16 protein-coding genes are annotated in these 14,156 nt (G+C 67.7%); 5 read left to right on the plus strand and 11 right to left on the minus strand.

The window, feature by feature from the left end:
- Nucleotides 1-46: 46 nt before the first annotated feature.
- Both C996_RS0110245 and C996_RS0110250 read left to right on the plus strand, forming a co-directional pair.
- Entirely contained in the window at nt 47-664 is a 618-nt protein-coding gene (locus C996_RS0110245; protein ID WP_018867352.1) for a hypothetical protein, read from the plus strand.
- Between the two features lie 48 nt (nt 665-712).
- Nucleotides 713-1,033: a DUF2007 domain-containing protein gene (locus C996_RS0110250; RefSeq protein ID WP_081618691.1), complete on the plus strand. Its 321-nt coding sequence runs from the start codon at nt 713-715 to the stop codon at nt 1,031-1,033.
- Nucleotide 1,034: 1 nt separating this feature from the next.
- Here the strand turns inward: C996_RS0110250 and C996_RS0110255 are convergent, their stop codons facing one another.
- Complete coding sequence (locus tag C996_RS0110255; RefSeq protein ID WP_018867354.1) at nt 1,035-1,754, minus strand: lytic transglycosylase domain-containing protein; 720 nt, start codon at nt 1,752-1,754, stop codon at nt 1,035-1,037.
- Between the two features lie 143 nt (nt 1,755-1,897).
- Here C996_RS0110255 and C996_RS0110260 point away from each other — a divergent pair, with 143 nt between their 5' ends.
- Genes C996_RS0110260 through C996_RS0110270 form a run of 3 tightly spaced genes read left to right on the plus strand, consistent with a single transcriptional unit; the run spans nt 1,898 to nt 3,676 of the window.
- Nucleotides 1,898-2,704, plus strand: coding sequence for a biotin--[acetyl-CoA-carboxylase] ligase (locus C996_RS0110260; RefSeq protein ID WP_018867355.1), 807 nt, complete (start codon nt 1,898-1,900; stop codon nt 2,702-2,704).
- Entirely contained in the window at nt 2,697-3,476 is a 780-nt protein-coding gene (locus tag C996_RS0110265; protein ID WP_018867356.1) for a type III pantothenate kinase, read from the plus strand. The genes C996_RS0110260 and C996_RS0110265 overlap by 8 nt, the downstream gene beginning before the upstream one ends.
- Entirely contained in the window at nt 3,464-3,676 is a 213-nt protein-coding gene (locus C996_RS0110270) for a hypothetical protein (RefSeq protein WP_018867357.1), read from the plus strand. Before C996_RS0110265 ends, C996_RS0110270 begins: the two co-directional genes overlap by 13 nt.
- A gap of 6 nt (nt 3,677-3,682) precedes the next feature.
- Here C996_RS0110270 and C996_RS0110275 read toward each other — a convergent pair whose 3' ends face one another.
- The 10 genes from C996_RS0110275 to C996_RS0110320 all read right to left on the minus strand — a co-directional run bounded on the left by C996_RS0110275 (nt 3,683) and on the right by C996_RS0110320 (nt 13,835).
- Nucleotides 3,683-4,210, minus strand: coding sequence for a DUF2062 domain-containing protein (locus C996_RS0110275; RefSeq protein WP_018867358.1), 528 nt, complete (start codon nt 4,208-4,210; stop codon nt 3,683-3,685).
- Between the two features lie 13 nt (nt 4,211-4,223).
- Nucleotides 4,224-4,577 carry an arsenate reductase gene (locus C996_RS0110280; RefSeq protein WP_018867359.1) on the minus strand — a complete coding sequence of 118 codons (354 nt, stop codon included), beginning with the start codon at nt 4,575-4,577 and terminating at the stop codon, nt 4,224-4,226.
- On the minus strand, nt 4,570-5,391 hold the full coding sequence (gene dapD / locus C996_RS0110285) for a 2,3,4,5-tetrahydropyridine-2,6-dicarboxylate N-succinyltransferase (protein WP_018867360.1): 822 nt from the start codon (nt 5,389-5,391) through the stop codon (nt 4,570-4,572). The genes C996_RS0110280 and dapD overlap by 8 nt, the downstream gene beginning before the upstream one ends.
- 20 nt (nt 5,392-5,411) lie before the next feature.
- Nucleotides 5,412-6,617, minus strand: coding sequence for a succinyldiaminopimelate transaminase (dapC, locus tag C996_RS0110290; RefSeq protein ID WP_018867361.1), 1,206 nt, complete (start codon nt 6,615-6,617; stop codon nt 5,412-5,414).
- An 84-nt stretch (nt 6,618-6,701) separates the two neighbouring features.
- Complete coding sequence (locus C996_RS0110295) at nt 6,702-7,436, minus strand: glycosyltransferase (protein WP_018867362.1); 735 nt, start codon at nt 7,434-7,436, stop codon at nt 6,702-6,704.
- Nucleotides 7,437-7,458: 22 nt separating this feature from the next.
- Nucleotides 7,459-7,779, minus strand: a complete 321-nt coding sequence (locus C996_RS0110300; protein ID WP_018867363.1) for a rhodanese-like domain-containing protein — start codon at nt 7,777-7,779, stop codon at nt 7,459-7,461.
- Nucleotides 7,780-7,944: 165 nt separating this feature from the next.
- Entirely contained in the window at nt 7,945-8,271 is a 327-nt protein-coding gene (locus tag C996_RS0110305) for a P-II family nitrogen regulator (RefSeq protein ID WP_018867364.1), read from the minus strand.
- The gene (locus tag C996_RS0110310) at nt 8,268-11,405 is read right to left on the minus strand and encodes a DUF2309 domain-containing protein (protein WP_018867365.1); all 3,138 of its coding nucleotides are present in this window, start codon (nt 11,403-11,405) and stop codon (nt 8,268-8,270) included. Before C996_RS0110310 ends, C996_RS0110305 begins: the two co-directional genes overlap by 4 nt.
- Nucleotides 11,402-12,151, minus strand: coding sequence for a hypothetical protein (locus C996_RS0110315; RefSeq protein ID WP_018867366.1), 750 nt, complete (start codon nt 12,149-12,151; stop codon nt 11,402-11,404). The genes C996_RS0110310 and C996_RS0110315 overlap by 4 nt, the downstream gene beginning before the upstream one ends.
- Nucleotide 12,152: 1 nt before the next feature.
- Entirely contained in the window at nt 12,153-13,835 is a 1,683-nt protein-coding gene (locus C996_RS0110320; protein ID WP_018867367.1) for an NADH-quinone oxidoreductase subunit L, read from the minus strand.
- Nucleotides 13,836-14,156 lie beyond the last annotated feature (321 nt).

Consider the following 14,156-nt stretch of genomic DNA (forward strand, 5'->3'; position numbering starts at 1 on the left):
GGCTTGATCATGCAGCGCGAGTGGCGCTGCCGTAAGGAGAACTCCCTTGGCCGAATTTACCCTGACACTGCATGCGCGCGACGAATCGCAGCCCGAGCTGCGCAAGGTCTCGCTGGCCGTCGAGGGCGAGCTGCCCGAATACGGCCAGGTCTGGGTGTGGGATATCGTTTACGCCCAGCAGTTGTTCGCCCTGGGCGAGGTGCAGGCGGCCCAGGACCTCAAGGAGACCATGGAACTTTGGGCGGTCAACATGTCCAGCAAGGTGTTCCAGCCGCATGGGCATATCCTGTCCAAGGGGTACCTGGACCTGTCGGAGAACCTGCAGCTGGTGAACGGAGATTCCGTGCCGGCCGCGGCCGACGGGGATCGCCAGGTGGTCGTATCGGTCGACGGCCAGGCCGGGCAGCTCCCGGATGTCCGGGTGTCCCCCGAGAGCCTGACGGCCGACGAGCGCCAGGATCTGGTGCTGGGGCTGGGCCAGTACTTCAACTTCGAAAACCCGATGTTCGCGCGCGAGCTGCCGATTCATGTCCTGGCCATGCGCAAGTACCACGCGGACATCAACCTGCCGCACACCCGTACCGCGCTCGAGGAAGCCCCGTTCTTCGCAATCCAGAAGGCGATGGAATACTTCCAGGCGGCCAATCAGGGCACTGTGCAGTAGGGGTAGGCCCGCTGCGTCGGATTTGCCGCGCGTGCTACGGTCGCGGCCATGAGGACTGTCTATTCCGCCGCCGACCCCGTGATGGCCGGGTTCATCGAGGACCTGCTGAAAGAGGCCGGCATCCCGGCGTACGTGAACCAGGCGGGGCTCATGGGCGCGGCGGGGGAGGTCCCGCCAACCGAGACCTGGGCGCGCATCATGGTGGTGCACGAGGAGCAGGCCGAGGAGGCGCGAGCCCTGATCCTGGAGTATCTGGAGGGCGAGCCGGAACACGACGGCCGGGACTGGAAGTGCCCGCGCTGCGGCGAGGTGATCGAGCCGCAGTTCACCCAGTGCTGGAACTGCGGGCGCGACAAGCCCAAAGTCTGAGTCAGTTCGGCCGCCCGTTGCCGGTGTACTGCGAGCGGATGCGCTGGATGTAGGTCTGCGTCTCGCGGAACGGCGGGACGCCGCCGTGGCGCTCCACCGCGCCGGGGCCGGCGTTGTAGGCGGCCAGGGCGAGATCCAGGTTGCCCTCGAAACGCTCGAGCATGGCGGCCAGATAGCGTGTGCCGCCGTTGATGTTCTGGGCCGGATCGAAACGGTCGGTGACCCCGAGATCGGCCGCGGTCGCGGGCATCAGCTGCATCAGGCCGTGGGCGCCCACCCGCGAGACCGCCTGCGGATCGAAGCAGGATTCCACGTGAATGACCGACTGGACCAGCGCAGGGTCGAGGCCCTTGCGAGTGGCGGCCGTACGAATGAGGTCCGCGAACTCGCCACCACCGGTGGCCAGCGCCTGGCGGGCGCGCTCGCCGCAGCGGGCGCGCGCGGTGGGGCGGCCGTAGGTGGCGACCAGTTCCATGCCGTTGTCTTGCCGGTGCTGGTTGGTGACCAGGCGGTCACCGCCCGGGCCCTCGAACACGAAGATCTGGCTGGGAGACCAGTCTCCGCCGGTGGAAGGCGTCCGTGTACCCGTGCTCGCGGGCGAGCGGATGGTTTCGTACGGGATACCCTGGGGCCGTTCGTCGGTCAGGACGCGGGCACCGGAGGCATCGCGGTAGCTGTACAGCTCGTCCGCGCTGGTTCCGCCCGCGACCAGCCCTGCCACCAGTACCAGCAGCCCCAGCGCCGTCCGGACGGAATGCTTACCATGGTGCCTGGCTTTCCCCCGCGTATCCCTGGTATCCAACCCCTGTGCCCCCTGGCCGAGTACCGATCCCGATGACCGAGACTTCATTCACAGTCTGCATTATGGCGCCGGAAAGTGCATGGCTGAAAGAGCGCGTCGACGGCCTGCTGGCGGGCAGCGACGTCGACGCACCTTGGGTCGAGGTCCTGGAATCGGTCGATTCGACCAACCGCTATCTCCTGGAGGCGGCTGCCACGGACGATGAGCGACCGCGTGTCTGCGTGGCACATACCCAGACCGCGGGCCGCGGCCGGCGGGGCCGGATCTGGCAGTCGCGGCCCGGGGCGAGCCTCGCTCTGTCGCTGGCGTGGCCCATCGCGCGGGGACCGGTGCCGCCCGCCTATCCGGTGGGGGCGGGGATCGGGGTAATCCAGGCCCTGGAGGGGCTGGGTCTGGAGTCCGTGCGGCTCAAGTGGCCCAATGACCTGATGATCCAGGGCGCCAAGCTCGGCGGAATCCTGATGGAGCAGCGGGCGCCCGGTCGGGAGCGGCCGGGCCGGCTGGTCGCCGGGATCGGGATGAATCGCGAGGCCGCGGATACACTGGAACTGGACCGCGCGGTTACCGATCTTGCCAGTCATTGTCCGGGTGGCGCGCCGGACGGCCTGGAACTGGCCGCGCGGGTGGTCGACCGGCTTTGCCGCCTGCATCCCGTCCTGGTGCGCGAGGGCGTGGCCCCGCTGGAGTCCGAGTTGGAGCGGCTCGATCTGTTGCGCGGGCAGGCCATCGAGCTTCTGGACGATGGAGCGCAGGCGCGGGCGCTGGGGATCGACCCGGCCAGCGGCTGTCTGGTGGCGGCATTCGCGGACGGATCGGTGCGTCATCTGCACTCGGGCGAGGTTTCGGTACGGAGTCTTGAACATGTCTGACATCGCGCTGGTGGATATCGGCAGTACCCGGGTCAAATGGCAGGTGCGCAGCCGGGATGGCGACGTGCTGGGCTCCGGCGCGGCCCGGGAGCCCGCGGGCTGCGCCCGCGCCCTCGCATCCATGGCGCAGGACTCGACCATCGACGCCGTATGGGTCTCGCGGGTGGCGGGTGATCGCGGGGCGGCGTTCGCCGAGGAATTGGACAGCGCCGGGCTGGCGGCCTCGGTCCACGCGGTCCGGGTTGCGGCTGCCGGGCCGAACGGCCTGCGGACCGACTACGCAGCCGGCCAGCTGGGGGTGGACCGGTACTGCGCGCTGGTCGCGGCGCGGGCCGTTGGCGATATGCCGGTCATCCTGGTGGATGCCGGAACCGCGGTCACCGTCGACGTGTTGCAGGCGGGCGGGTGTCATGCAGGCGGCTACATACTGCCGGGGCGCCAGCTCGGCTGGGAGGCGCTGCAGCCCCGTCTGGCCGATCGTATCGCGCCGCGCGAGGCGACGCAGTGGCCCGAGGACCTCGACCCGTCGCCCGGGCTGAACAGTGCGGATGCGCTGGAGCGTGGCTGGGGTCTGGGGCTGGCCGGGGCACTGGACGGGCTGATCGCGCGCTCCCGCGACGTGCTGGGCGAGGAGGCCCCCTGCTGGCTGACCGGCGGGGATGCCTACTGGCTGGCGCCGCTGTTGCGCGAGGAATCTCGGATCGTGCCCAACCTGGTTCTGGACGGGCTATGGGCCCTGTCGCTCGCGGAGGATGCCGGATGCGCTGGCTAATCCTGGCGCTCGCGCTGCTGAACCTGGGGTACTTCGTGTGGGTGTGGCACGACGGCCGGCTGGATCCGGACCCCTACGCCGACGTACCGCCCCTGGAGCGCGACCGGGGCACGGTGGAGTTGCTGGATGTCCGGCTGGAATGGCCGGAACCCAGTGGCGCGCCGGCAGGGGAAGGGGTCGCCGAGGAGGCGACCGAGTGACGAGGCTTAGGGGCCGCGGCGCCGGGCCCGCTCGGCGCGCCGCCGGTCCCGGTGGCGCTGCCAGGCGGCGGAAAGTTGATGGGAGATCCAGTAGCCGGCCATGGCGGTGGGGCTCGCGATCAGCAGGCTGCCCAGCAACGTGAAGGTGATCTCGTCGCCGATCCCCTGCAGGTACCAGGCGTCCGGGTCGTGGGTGAGCAGGGGCATGTAGCGAAAGACTGCCTCGCCCAGCGAGTGGTAGCCCCAGTGCAGGGGAGCGGTGGTCAGGGGGTTGCTGACGAACGAGGCCACGAAGGCCGTCGGGAAATTCCCGGCCAGCGCGATGCAGAGGATGATCATCAATACGGTCTGAAAGCCGACCGTGGGCGTCAGGCCAATGAACAGCCCGATGGCAACCCCGCGGGCCATGGCCTCCGGGCCGCTCTTCATGCTCCCGGCGGCATGCAGGCCCGTGTGCAGGCGGGGATGACGGGCCAGCCAGTGGTGGGCGCGCCAGCGCAACGCCCGCCAGCGAATGCCGGCCCGCCTCAGCATGCCGCCGAGGGCCTCAGGCAGCCCCCCAGCGGGCCGCGATGTCGGGGGTCCAGCCGACCGTGATCGCGTCCCCCTGTTCGATCACCGGCCGCTTGATCAGGGCTGAGTGTTCGAGCATCAGGGCGATCGCGCGTTCGCGGTCCAGCCCGTCGCGCTGTTCGGCGGGAAGCTGGCGCCAGGTCGTGCCGCGCCGGTTGACCAGGGCCTCCCAGCCAAGCGCCTCGACCCAGGCGCGCACCCGGGCTTCCTCCAGTCCGTCCTTGCGAACGTCCACGAAGCGAACGCTCACGCCGGCCGCGTCCAGCGCCCGGCGAGCCTTGCGGACGGTATCGCAGTTGGCGATCCCGAAGAGCGCGATCTCAGACATCGCGCAGCAGGGCGTTCAGACCCACCTTGGCCTTGGTCTTCTCGTCCACGCGCTTCACGATCACCGCGCAGTACAGCGAGTACTTGCCGTCCTTGGAGGGCAGGGTGCCGGAGACCACCACGGAGCCGGCCGGTACGCGGCCATAGAGGATCTCGTCGTTCTCGCGATCGTAGATCCGGGTGGACTGGCCGAGATACACGCCCATGGAGATGACCGCGCCTTCCTCGACGATCACGCCCTCGACCACCTCGGATCGGGCACCGATGAAGCAGTTGTCTTCGATGATGGTCGGGGCCGCCTGCAGCGGCTCCAGCACGCCGCCGATCCCGACGCCGCCGGAGAGATGCACATTCTTGCCGATCTGGGCGCAGGAGCCGACCGTGGCCCAGGTATCGACCATCGTGCCTTCATCCACATAGGCACCGATGTTCACGTAGGACGGCATCAGCACCGTGTTGGGGGCGATGAAGCTCCCGCGGCGCGCGGTGGCCGGCGGCACGACGCGCACGCCGGCCTCGCGGAAGTCACGGCTGGAGGTGTCGGCGTACTTGGACGGGACCTTGTCGTAGTAGTTGGTGAAGCCGCCCTTGATGAACTCGTTCTCCGAGATGCGGAACGACAGCAGTACGGCCTTCTTCAGCCATTCGTTCACCACCCATTCGCCGCCCTTCTTCTCGGCGACTCGGGCACGGCCGGTGTCCAGCATCTCCAGCGCCTCGTTCACCGCATCGCGGACATTGGTCTCCACGTTGCGCGGGTTAATCTCGGCGCGGCGTTCAAAGGCGGTTTCGATGGTGCTCTGGATATCGGACATGAGGTTTTCCTTGCAACGTATTAATAGGTAATGGATTCATACAGGCCGGCGATGCGCTCGGCGGCCTCGACACAGGCGGCCGGCTCGGCGACCAGGGCCATGCGGACATGCCCGGCACCGGGGTTGTGCCCGGAGTTCGGGTCGCTGCGCGAGAGGTAGCGCCCGGGCAGCACGGTCACCCCGGCCTCGGCGTACAGGCGGCGGGCAAAGCCCTCGTCGTCGCCATCGGGAACCCGTGGCCAGAGGTAAAAGCCGGCGGCCGGTGTGGTGACGTCGAGTATGGCCTGTAGCCGTGGGACGACCGCCGCGAACTTCTGCGCGTACAGGGCGCGATTGTGCTCCACATGGGCCTCGTCCGCCCAGGCCACGCGACTGATGGCCTGGGTGGGCGGTGGCAGGGTGCAGCCATGGTAGGTACGGTACAGCGCAAAGCGGTCCAGCAGCTCGGCATCGCCCGCCACGAAGCCGGAGCGCAGCCCCGGCAAGTTCGAACGCTTGGACAGGCTGTGGAACACGATGCAGCGCTCGAAGCCGGTATTGCCCATGCGCGCCGCGGCACCCAGCAGGCCGGCGGGCGGGGTGGCCTCCGGGTGATAGATCTCGGAGTAGCACTCGTCGGCCGCAATCACGAAGTCATGGCGTTCGGCCAGACGGATCAGGTCCTGCATCGCCGCCTCGGACATGCAGGCGCCGGCCGGGTTGCCCGGGTTGCAGATGTAGACGAGCTGCACCGCATCCCAGGTGGCGGCGTCGATCGTGGAGAAGTCGGGTAGATAGCCGTTCTCCGGGGCCAGGTCGTAGAAGGCCGGTTCCGCCCCGGCCAGCAGGGCCGCGCCTTCGTAGATCTGGTAGAAGGGATTTGGCATCAGCACGCGCGCCCCGGGCTTCTCGGCGACGACGGCCTGGGCGATCGCGAACAGGGCCTCGCGGGTGCCGCTGACCGGCAGCACTTGGCGCTCGGGGTTCACGGTATCGAGGTGGAACCGGCGTTGCAGCCAGGCGGCGATGGTCTCGCGCAGGGCGGGTTCACCGCGTGTGGTGGGGTAGTGGTTGTAACCCTGTACGGCGTCGCGCAGGGCGGGTTCGACGAAACCCGGAAGCGCATGGCGTGGTTCGCCGATCGACAGCGCGATGGGCTCCAGCCCCTCCGGCTGGCGCAGGTCCGTGAACAGGGCCCGCAGGCGTTCGAACGGGTAAGGCTGGAGCCGGTCGAGGCGGGGATTCATGGCGTCCGGGGATTCCTGTGCAGGGCGCGAACCGAAAGACCGCGCAGTATACCGAACCCGACGGGGCGACGGCACCGCGATCGTTCAGTCGCGACTGCCCGGACGGGTATACCAGAACCAGCTGAGGCGGCGGGAGCGCAGGCTCCAGGGGAACAGCAGGACCTGCAACACGACCAGGAGGTGGCGCGCGGGGTTGAACCAGTCCGCCTTGCGCCCGGAGGTCAGGACCGGCGTGTCCAGGATTTCCACGCGCTGGCCGTGTGCCCGGCCCCAGCGGCGCAGGGCGCGGGACAGGAACACCTCTTCCCCGGCGTACACGCGCTCGCTGAACCCGCCCACCGCCGTGAACGCCTCGCGGGTGGAGAAGACGTAGCAGCCCGCGGCCAGCCCCAGGCGCGCGGAGAGCGTATTCCATGTACGCGCGCCCCAGCGGTAGATGCGGTGATTCAGGTGGTCGAACGCCACCCGGGCACCGCCGCCGCAGACGCGGCCGCTGTCCAGTGCTTTCAGGGTAGCCTGCAGCAGGGCGCCATCCGGCCAGGTGTCGGCGTCCACGAACAGCAGGTAGTCCCCGCTGGCGGCCTCCGCGCCGGCATTGCGGGCGCGGCTGATCCTGCGTTCCGGCTCGAAGACGACGCGACAGCCGGCGCGCTGCGCGATCTGCGGGGTCGCGTCCGTGGAGGCGTTGTCCACCACGATGATCTCGCTGGGGCGATCAAGGCCCGACAGGGCCTCCTGGACGGCCGTCAGGGTTCGTGGCAGCCACTCGGCCTCGTTCCAGGCCGGGATGATGAACGACAGGGTGGGTGCGCGTCTCACGCAGCGGCCAGGGGAGCTCTGATCAATAGGTCGCCATGTGGGGATCGACCTCGCGTGCCCAGGCATCAATGCCGCCGGACAGGTTGATCACGTTGTTGAACCCGACCCGCTGCAGAAAGCCGCAGACTTGCTGGCTGCGGACCCCGTGGTGACAGATCACCACGATCTCGTCCTCCGGATTCAGGTCCTGGTACGCCGTCGGGATCTGGCCCATCGGGAGCAGTTGCGAGCCCTCGATGTGGCAGTGCCGGAATTCCCAGGGCTCGCGCACATCCAGCAGCTTCGGCGGGCTCTTTGCCTGCGAGAGATAGTCGTGCAATTCCCGGGGGGACATCTGGCGCATGGTGGTGAACCGTGACTGGGGAGTGACTCAGGCTGGCCTCGGGAGTGGCGCATTGCAAGAGGCGGGATGCACGCCAGGGATTGGCATGTTGCCTGTGAACCGGCCAAGCCCGGCTGTCGAACAGCAGGTGTTCCCGGGGGCACCGCAGCCGCCCGGGGGCGGATTTCAGCCCTTGAATTTCACCAGACGGCTGACCTGGATGTCGGAGATGAAGATCACGCCACTGTGCTGGTTGAAGAAGGGGGTGAAGCCCTCGAGGATCGGCTCGACCAGTTCCTCGGGTACGGCGGCGATGATCATGATCAGCACGTCGTCCTCGTTGAACATCAGATGGCCTTCGTGGAAGCCCTGGCTGCCCTTTCCCGAGAGGTTGCCCATGATGGTGTAGCCCTTGACGCCGGCCCGGTCGAGCAGATCGGTGGCAAAGGCCTGGTGTTCGCCCTCGAGAATGATCTCCAGCTTCTTGAGGGGATTCAGGTTCACGTCGTTCATGCGCGGGTCTCCTCCGCAGCCGTTGGATCGGTTTGCCCATGAGCGGCCCCGGGCAGCGGCTCTTCCAGCCACTGGCCGTCCGCGAAGCGATGGATCCGGTGGGTCTCGGGGTCGAGGATCACCACCAGGATCCATCCGTTGGTGACCAGGCTCCGGACCTTGGCGACGCCGTCGATCGCCGCCTGGGCGTGTTCAAAGGGCGCCTCGATGACCGCCAACAGGCGGATCGGGTCATGGTAGGGCCGGCCGTCGCGCAGTACGGTCTGGGCGGGGAGGCCGGTTCGCAGGTCACTGAGGTTGCCGGTGATGACACCGAGGCGGCACGCCACGTTGTGGTAGACCTTGCTGCCGCTGCCATAGTGTTCGTTGTCGACCGTGGAGAAGTAGTGCTCCATGTTGATCCACTGGGCGACCACCAGCGGGCCGGTCAGGATATTCGCGAGCAGACGCCCGCGCGGGTCGAGGCGATAGTCGTAGGAGTGCAGGAAGGTACGGCCCTCGAGGTCGCTGCCCTCGGTCAGGTGGCGGCGCCCGATGATGAAGCCCGCGTTGCGCGCCAGGCCCCATTCGGGGCGCACCTGGGCCCAGTCCACCGTGTTGCGCTGGGCCATCCGCGCGGCCTGGATGGGCTCGAGTTCCGGCCCGCCCTCCGGCGGCAGGGTCTGCAGCCGCTCCGCGGCGGTGCGGCGCCGCGCTGCCTGCAACCCGTTGCGCAGGCGCTCGAGGTAGACGAGATGACTGGCCGGGAGCAGATCCAGGTCGTGCAACTCGATCGCGTCGCTGGTCGTGTTGTGGAATGCCGGCAGGAACCAGGCATCGTCCGGGATGTGGATGCCCTCGTGCCGCAGGCGCCGGCGAACCTCCGGCTTGTTGCCCATATGCGCCAGGACGCGGGCACTGACGAGGCCGTGACTCCCGCCGCAGGCACCGCAGTCGAGGGCGGACTCGTAGGGATTGTTGTGCGACTGGCTGCCGTGCCCGGTCAGGATGATGAAGCGGGAGAAGTGTTCAGTGAGCCCGATGGAGCGCAGCGCCTGGGCGACGAAGTAGGTCTGCTCGTCGAGGGAGAAGCCGATGCGCCCGAGGCGTTCGAGCTGCATCTGCGCATACGAGCGATTGATGCGGTAGCGCTGTTGCAGGGTCTGGATAAAATCCGCCTCGGCGCGTTTGCCAAGGGCGAAAGCCTGCGCGAAGTGGGTCTGGCCCGTGTGGCGCCCCAGGGCCGCCTCGCGCAGTTCGCGGATGATCGCGTCGGTGATCGATTCGCGCTCGATGCCGAACTCCTTGTGAATCGCCTCCACGATGATGACCCGCTGCAGCGCACGAACGACCGAGTCCGCCTGTTCGCGGGTGAGCTTGTCGACCAGCAAACGGGTGGACGGCTTGTCCGATTCGATGCGGTGGCGCCAGCGATTGTAGAGCCGCGGCGCGAGGGTCTTGCCGACCATGTCGAAACCGAAGAGCAGGCCAATGGCCTCGACCGTGAAGTAGGGCGACAGGACCGAATGCTTCAGGTCGTGCAGCAGGTGTTCCGCCGAGGAATACAGATCCGTCTCCAGTTTCTCGGCGCCGGTCGTCACCTCGAGGACCAGGTTCTTCGGGGTCAGCAGTACGGGACACAGGTGATCCTCGCTACCCTTGCCCAGCGCGATGAAGCTGACCGGGACACCGAAGAATCCGGCGATCCCGTAGGTCTGGTAGTCGCCAAGCGTCTCGAGCTGGCGGCGAATGCGTTCCGAGCGCACATCGATACAAAACAGCATCTGCGCAAAGGGGCGCTTTTCGCGGGGTGGCGCGGGAGTCGGGTGAAGGCGTGACAGCAGCGCGCGGCGGTAGGTTGTCTCCATGGCCTCCAGCCAGATCATGCCCTCGCGCCGTTCGAATGCCTCCAGTTCCGACAGCACCTCGGCCAGGCATCCCGGCGAGAGCTCGCGGAAGGCATTCGGTGTGCCGGCGCGCTGTGCCAGTTCTTCGAGGGCACGTGACTGGGTCCCGGCTTCAGCCTGGCGCTTTTCGGGGATGTAAGCCCCGATGAGCCGGGCGATTTCGGCCGGCCGACCGCGCGCCACTGCGTCCTCGACGGACTCGGCCCGAGTGGGCAGCACGGCGCCGGTGAACAGTTCGTGGCGCAGGAAGGATTCCGCCGGGCGCTCGGTAATCCGGGCCTCGAGTTCGAACCGGTTGCGTGGCATCCGACGGCGCCGCGCGTGTTCGCGGACCAGGGACAGTGCCAGCACCAGGCGAATCGCCAGGAAGTCGACCAGGTCCGCTGGATATTCGCGGGCCCAGTGATAGCGAGGCGCCCGTTCGCGCCAGCGGATAAAGCCGGCCCAGCCGTGCAGATGGGTGAGTTCGCGCACGATCAGCCCGGGCCAGGACGGCTCGGGGATGCCGAGTTCGTCGAGGACGAAGGCGATGATGCCCTCCGGGGTGTCGCTCTGATCCAGGATTTTCTTGATGTGCAGGCCGCGCAGGAACAGCCGCAGGTTGCGCTGTGCAAGCTGGCTCCAGGCGGCGAACAGGCCCTGTTCGCGCCCGGGCATGGGCCAGGCGGACTGGCCCTCGTCGAAGAAGTCGAGGCAGGTCTTGATCAGGAGCTCGTCCAGGGTCTCGGCGATGCGGGTGTCGTAGAGGTGGTCCAGCGCCTCGTAGAGCGGCCGCTCCGGCGGGAACGCCCGGCGCAGGATGTCCTCGATGCGTTCCACATCCACGCCGTCCCCCGCGGATGGAACACCGCCGGCGAGGATGGCCGCCACGTCCTCCGCCGCGGCCAGCACGCACGGTCGACGGGCCGGTTCGCGACAGCGCGTGAGCAGGGTATGGATCAGCGCGTGGCCACCGGTGGCCTGCAGGGCTGGATAGCCACCAAGCGCCCGGTCGATCGCTGTGTCCAGCGCATCCGGGTCGATGCGGCCATCGGCGAGCAGCCACTGGTAGTCGGCGCGGGCCAGGAAGCCGCGCCCGTGGAACAGGGCCCGGCCACGCTCGATCGCCTCGGGGAAGGGGTGGTCCTCCAGCCCGTGCAACGGGTTGTGGTGGATGAAGGTGCGCATGGGCCAGAAGTTGGGGATCGGCTCGGCGGCCATGTGCACCATGGAGCGGATCTTCAGCTGGCGGCCGAGGGAAAGGGTCACAGCGCACCTCCGGTCCAGATGAGCCCGGCGCCTGTCAGGGCCACGACGAGACCGGCGAAGCCCCATGCGCGGGGGGCCGTCAGATCGGCAGCCACGGGTCCGCTGCGCGGACCGAATACCGTGCCCTGCAGCAGACGGGCCCCCGCCCAGCTCCATAGCAGCCAGATCAGCAGGATGCCAATGGCGAAGCCGACGGGCGCACTGCCCAGTAGGGTCAGCAGGGCGAAGAAGCCGGGGAACAAGGGCAGGGCCATTGCCGCGAGCGTTGCCACCACAATGATCCCCGAGAGGCGCGGCAGATCGCGTGCCAGACCGCCGTGGAGCCCCGTGTAGGCGGCTCCCAGGCGTCCGACGAGGACTTCGCGCACCACCAGCATCAGGACAGGGGCGGTGGTCAGTGCCAGCGTCACGGCGACGAGATCAACCGGCGCGGGTGTTTGCAGGGCGTAGAGCCAGACCAGGGGCCAGGCGGATACGGCCAGCATGGCGTTCCAGCGCCCGACCTCGCGCACGGTCAGCATCCGGAAGGCGTAGAACAGCGCACTCATCACGGCCCAGGTCGCGAGAATCGGACCTGGCTCCAGTTCGCCCCAGAGGATCAGGACGACCCCGATCTGGGGCCAGAAGACGACGAGTGCGAGCCGTACCGGCAGAGGCTGGGTGCTGACGGCGAGCCGCGTGAACAGCATCGTGGCCGGGAAGAGCGGCAGGAAGAACGCGGCGAGTATCAATAGAAACACCGACATGTCAGCGCCACCTCAGCCAGATATTGAGGCGTCTGGACAGGGCCAGCAGCCGGTCCGTGACACGTTCGTGGACGTCGGCTACATAAAGCTCGCGCGACAGAAGCGAGTACAGCATCAGCCGTGCGCCGGCCGGCAGCTTGTCCATCGGGCGCTGGCGCGTCCGGCTCAGGTAGGCCCCGATCCAGCCGAGGACGAACACCACGGCCAGCAGGACGACCAGGACATCGAAGGTGAGCTTGTCGATACCCGCCGACGAGTAGAGTGCGTCACGGAATGCGGCATCCGGGTAGAGGAAGGCCTCGAAGCTGTGGCCCACGAGCACGTAGCCGATCACGATCACGGCGAAGGACAGGATGATCAGGGCCATCATGCGCAGCGGATTCTCGGTATCGAGCCGCTGGGCGGTGAAGAGCACCTGGACCCCGGTGATCCAGCCGAAGAACAGCAGCACGATCGCGCCCTGTTGCTGGAAGAAGCGCTCCGCAACCCAGGCATGTGCGCCGACCAGGATCACCAGAGGCACGATGAGCGTGACCGCCCCGATGATGAACCAGGGCACGCGTGCGGGGGCCGATTTGCGCTCCACGAGGAAGTCGTAGAGGGGCTCATTGGGAACCCCGTCATGGCGACGCGCGGCCCCGATCACGTTGCCGGCTCCGAGGAACAGGGTGCCCTTGAACAGGCCGTGGGCGATCAGATGAAAGATCGACAGCGCGAAGGCGCCGGCACCGGTTTCCATCACCATGAAGCCCATCTGCCCCATGGTGGAGTAGCCCAGCGACTTCTTGATGTCGTTCTGCGAAAGCATCATCAGCGAGCCGATCACGGCGGTCAGCAGGCCCACGATGAAGAGCAGATGGAGGACCTCGCTACTGTGGACGAACACCGGGGCGAAGCGGTTGATGATGATGCCGCCGGCGTTGACGATCCCCGCATGCATCAGGGCCGACACGGGCGTGGGCCCCTCCATGGTGTAGGGCAGCCAGGTGTGCAGCGGGAACTGGGCCGACTTCGCGAAGGCGGCCAGCGCTACCAGGAAGGCCACCGTCCCAGTGACGGGCAGTCCCATGACGGTGCGGGCATCGGGGCTTTCGGCGATACGGTCGAAGAGGGTGGGGAGGTCGAGTACGCCGTAGGCCTGGAACAGGATCACGGTGGCCAGCACCAGCGGCAGGTCCCCCAGACGGTAGGTGATGAACGTCCAGAAGGCGTAGCGCTGCGCGCGCGGCGGTTCGGTGTTGTGCGTAAGCAGGAAGTAGAGGACTACCCCGATCAGGTGCCAGCCGATCAGGAGGGTGATCAGGTCGCCGGCCATCACCATCAGGAGGATGGATCCGGTCATCAGGTCCAGCAGCATGAAGAAGCGGGCGTACCCGGGCTCCTCGAACATGTAGCGGATCGAGTAGACGTGCACCACCAGGCTGATCCCGGCCACGACCAGCGCCATGATGGCGCTGAGCGGGTCCAGCTGCAGGCTGCCCCAGCCGTTGGCCAGGCCCATCCACTGCGGCCCGGTGTCGCCGGTGATGTAGAGCGCCAGCTGGAACGCGGCGATCCCTACGACGATGACGTTGATCCCCACGCTCAGGTGCGCGACCCGGTGGCCCAGCCGGCCCGCAAGGAGGTGCACCAGCAGTGCTGCCAGAAAGGGCAGCAGGGCGATCAGCCACTGCAGTTCCATCATCGTCCCACCCCGCTCTTTCGGGTAACGCCCCGCGTGTTGCGGGTCGTCCACCTCCGATCGCGTCCTGCCCGAGGCCTGCACGGCGCCCAGCTTGGGAAAACGCCGGGAGCACTACCGAGGCGTCATCGAAACCCGGTTGCTACGCTAAAAGTACGGGTCGGGGGCATGATTGCGCAAACGGCGCATTCCCGGGAGCTGGCCCGTGGAAAATATAGAAGGAGATGCGTTGCGCCGCACCTGAGGGCTGGCTGTAGGGGCACGATCGAAGGCGTTCCTACGAACACAAGGAACGGAATGACTCGCGAAGCCAGGTACTAATCG

This window comes from Thioalkalivibrio sp. ALE25 (genome assembly GCF_000377285.1).
Taxonomy (GTDB): Bacteria; Pseudomonadota; Gammaproteobacteria; order Ectothiorhodospirales; family Ectothiorhodospiraceae; genus Thioalkalivibrio.

What these genes read in the sequence shown, in the direction of transcription:
- C996_RS0110315 (WP_018867366.1), bottom strand. Translation starts at nt 12,151, where the DNA reads ATGTCGGTGTTTCTATTGATACTCGCCGCGTTCTTCCTGCCGCTCTTC.
- dapD (WP_018867360.1), bottom strand. Translation starts at nt 5,391, where the DNA reads ATGTCCGATATCCAGAGCACCATCGAAACCGCCTTTGAACGCCGCGCC.
- C996_RS0110305 (WP_018867364.1), bottom strand. Translation starts at nt 8,271, where the DNA reads ATGAACGACGTGAACCTGAATCCCCTCAAGAAGCTGGAGATCATTCTC.
- C996_RS0110300 (WP_018867363.1), bottom strand. Translation starts at nt 7,779, where the DNA reads ATGCGCCAGATGTCCCCCCGGGAATTGCACGACTATCTCTCGCAGGCA.
- dapC (WP_018867361.1), bottom strand. Translation starts at nt 6,617, where the DNA reads ATGAATCCCCGCCTCGACCGGCTCCAGCCTTACCCGTTCGAACGCCTG.
- C996_RS0110265 (WP_018867356.1), top strand. Translation starts at nt 2,697, where the DNA reads ATGTCTGACATCGCGCTGGTGGATATCGGCAGTACCCGGGTCAAATGG.
- C996_RS0110270 (WP_018867357.1), top strand. Translation starts at nt 3,464, where the DNA reads ATGCGCTGGCTAATCCTGGCGCTCGCGCTGCTGAACCTGGGGTACTTC.
- C996_RS0110280 (WP_018867359.1), bottom strand. Translation starts at nt 4,577, where the DNA reads ATGTCTGAGATCGCGCTCTTCGGGATCGCCAACTGCGATACCGTCCGC.
- C996_RS0110320 (WP_018867367.1), bottom strand. Translation starts at nt 13,835, where the DNA reads ATGATGGAACTGCAGTGGCTGATCGCCCTGCTGCCCTTTCTGGCAGCA.
- C996_RS0110260 (WP_018867355.1), top strand. Translation starts at nt 1,898, where the DNA reads ATGGCGCCGGAAAGTGCATGGCTGAAAGAGCGCGTCGACGGCCTGCTG.
- C996_RS0110250 (WP_081618691.1), top strand. Translation starts at nt 713, where the DNA reads ATGAGGACTGTCTATTCCGCCGCCGACCCCGTGATGGCCGGGTTCATC.
- C996_RS0110275 (WP_018867358.1), bottom strand. Translation starts at nt 4,210, where the DNA reads ATGCTGAGGCGGGCCGGCATTCGCTGGCGGGCGTTGCGCTGGCGCGCC.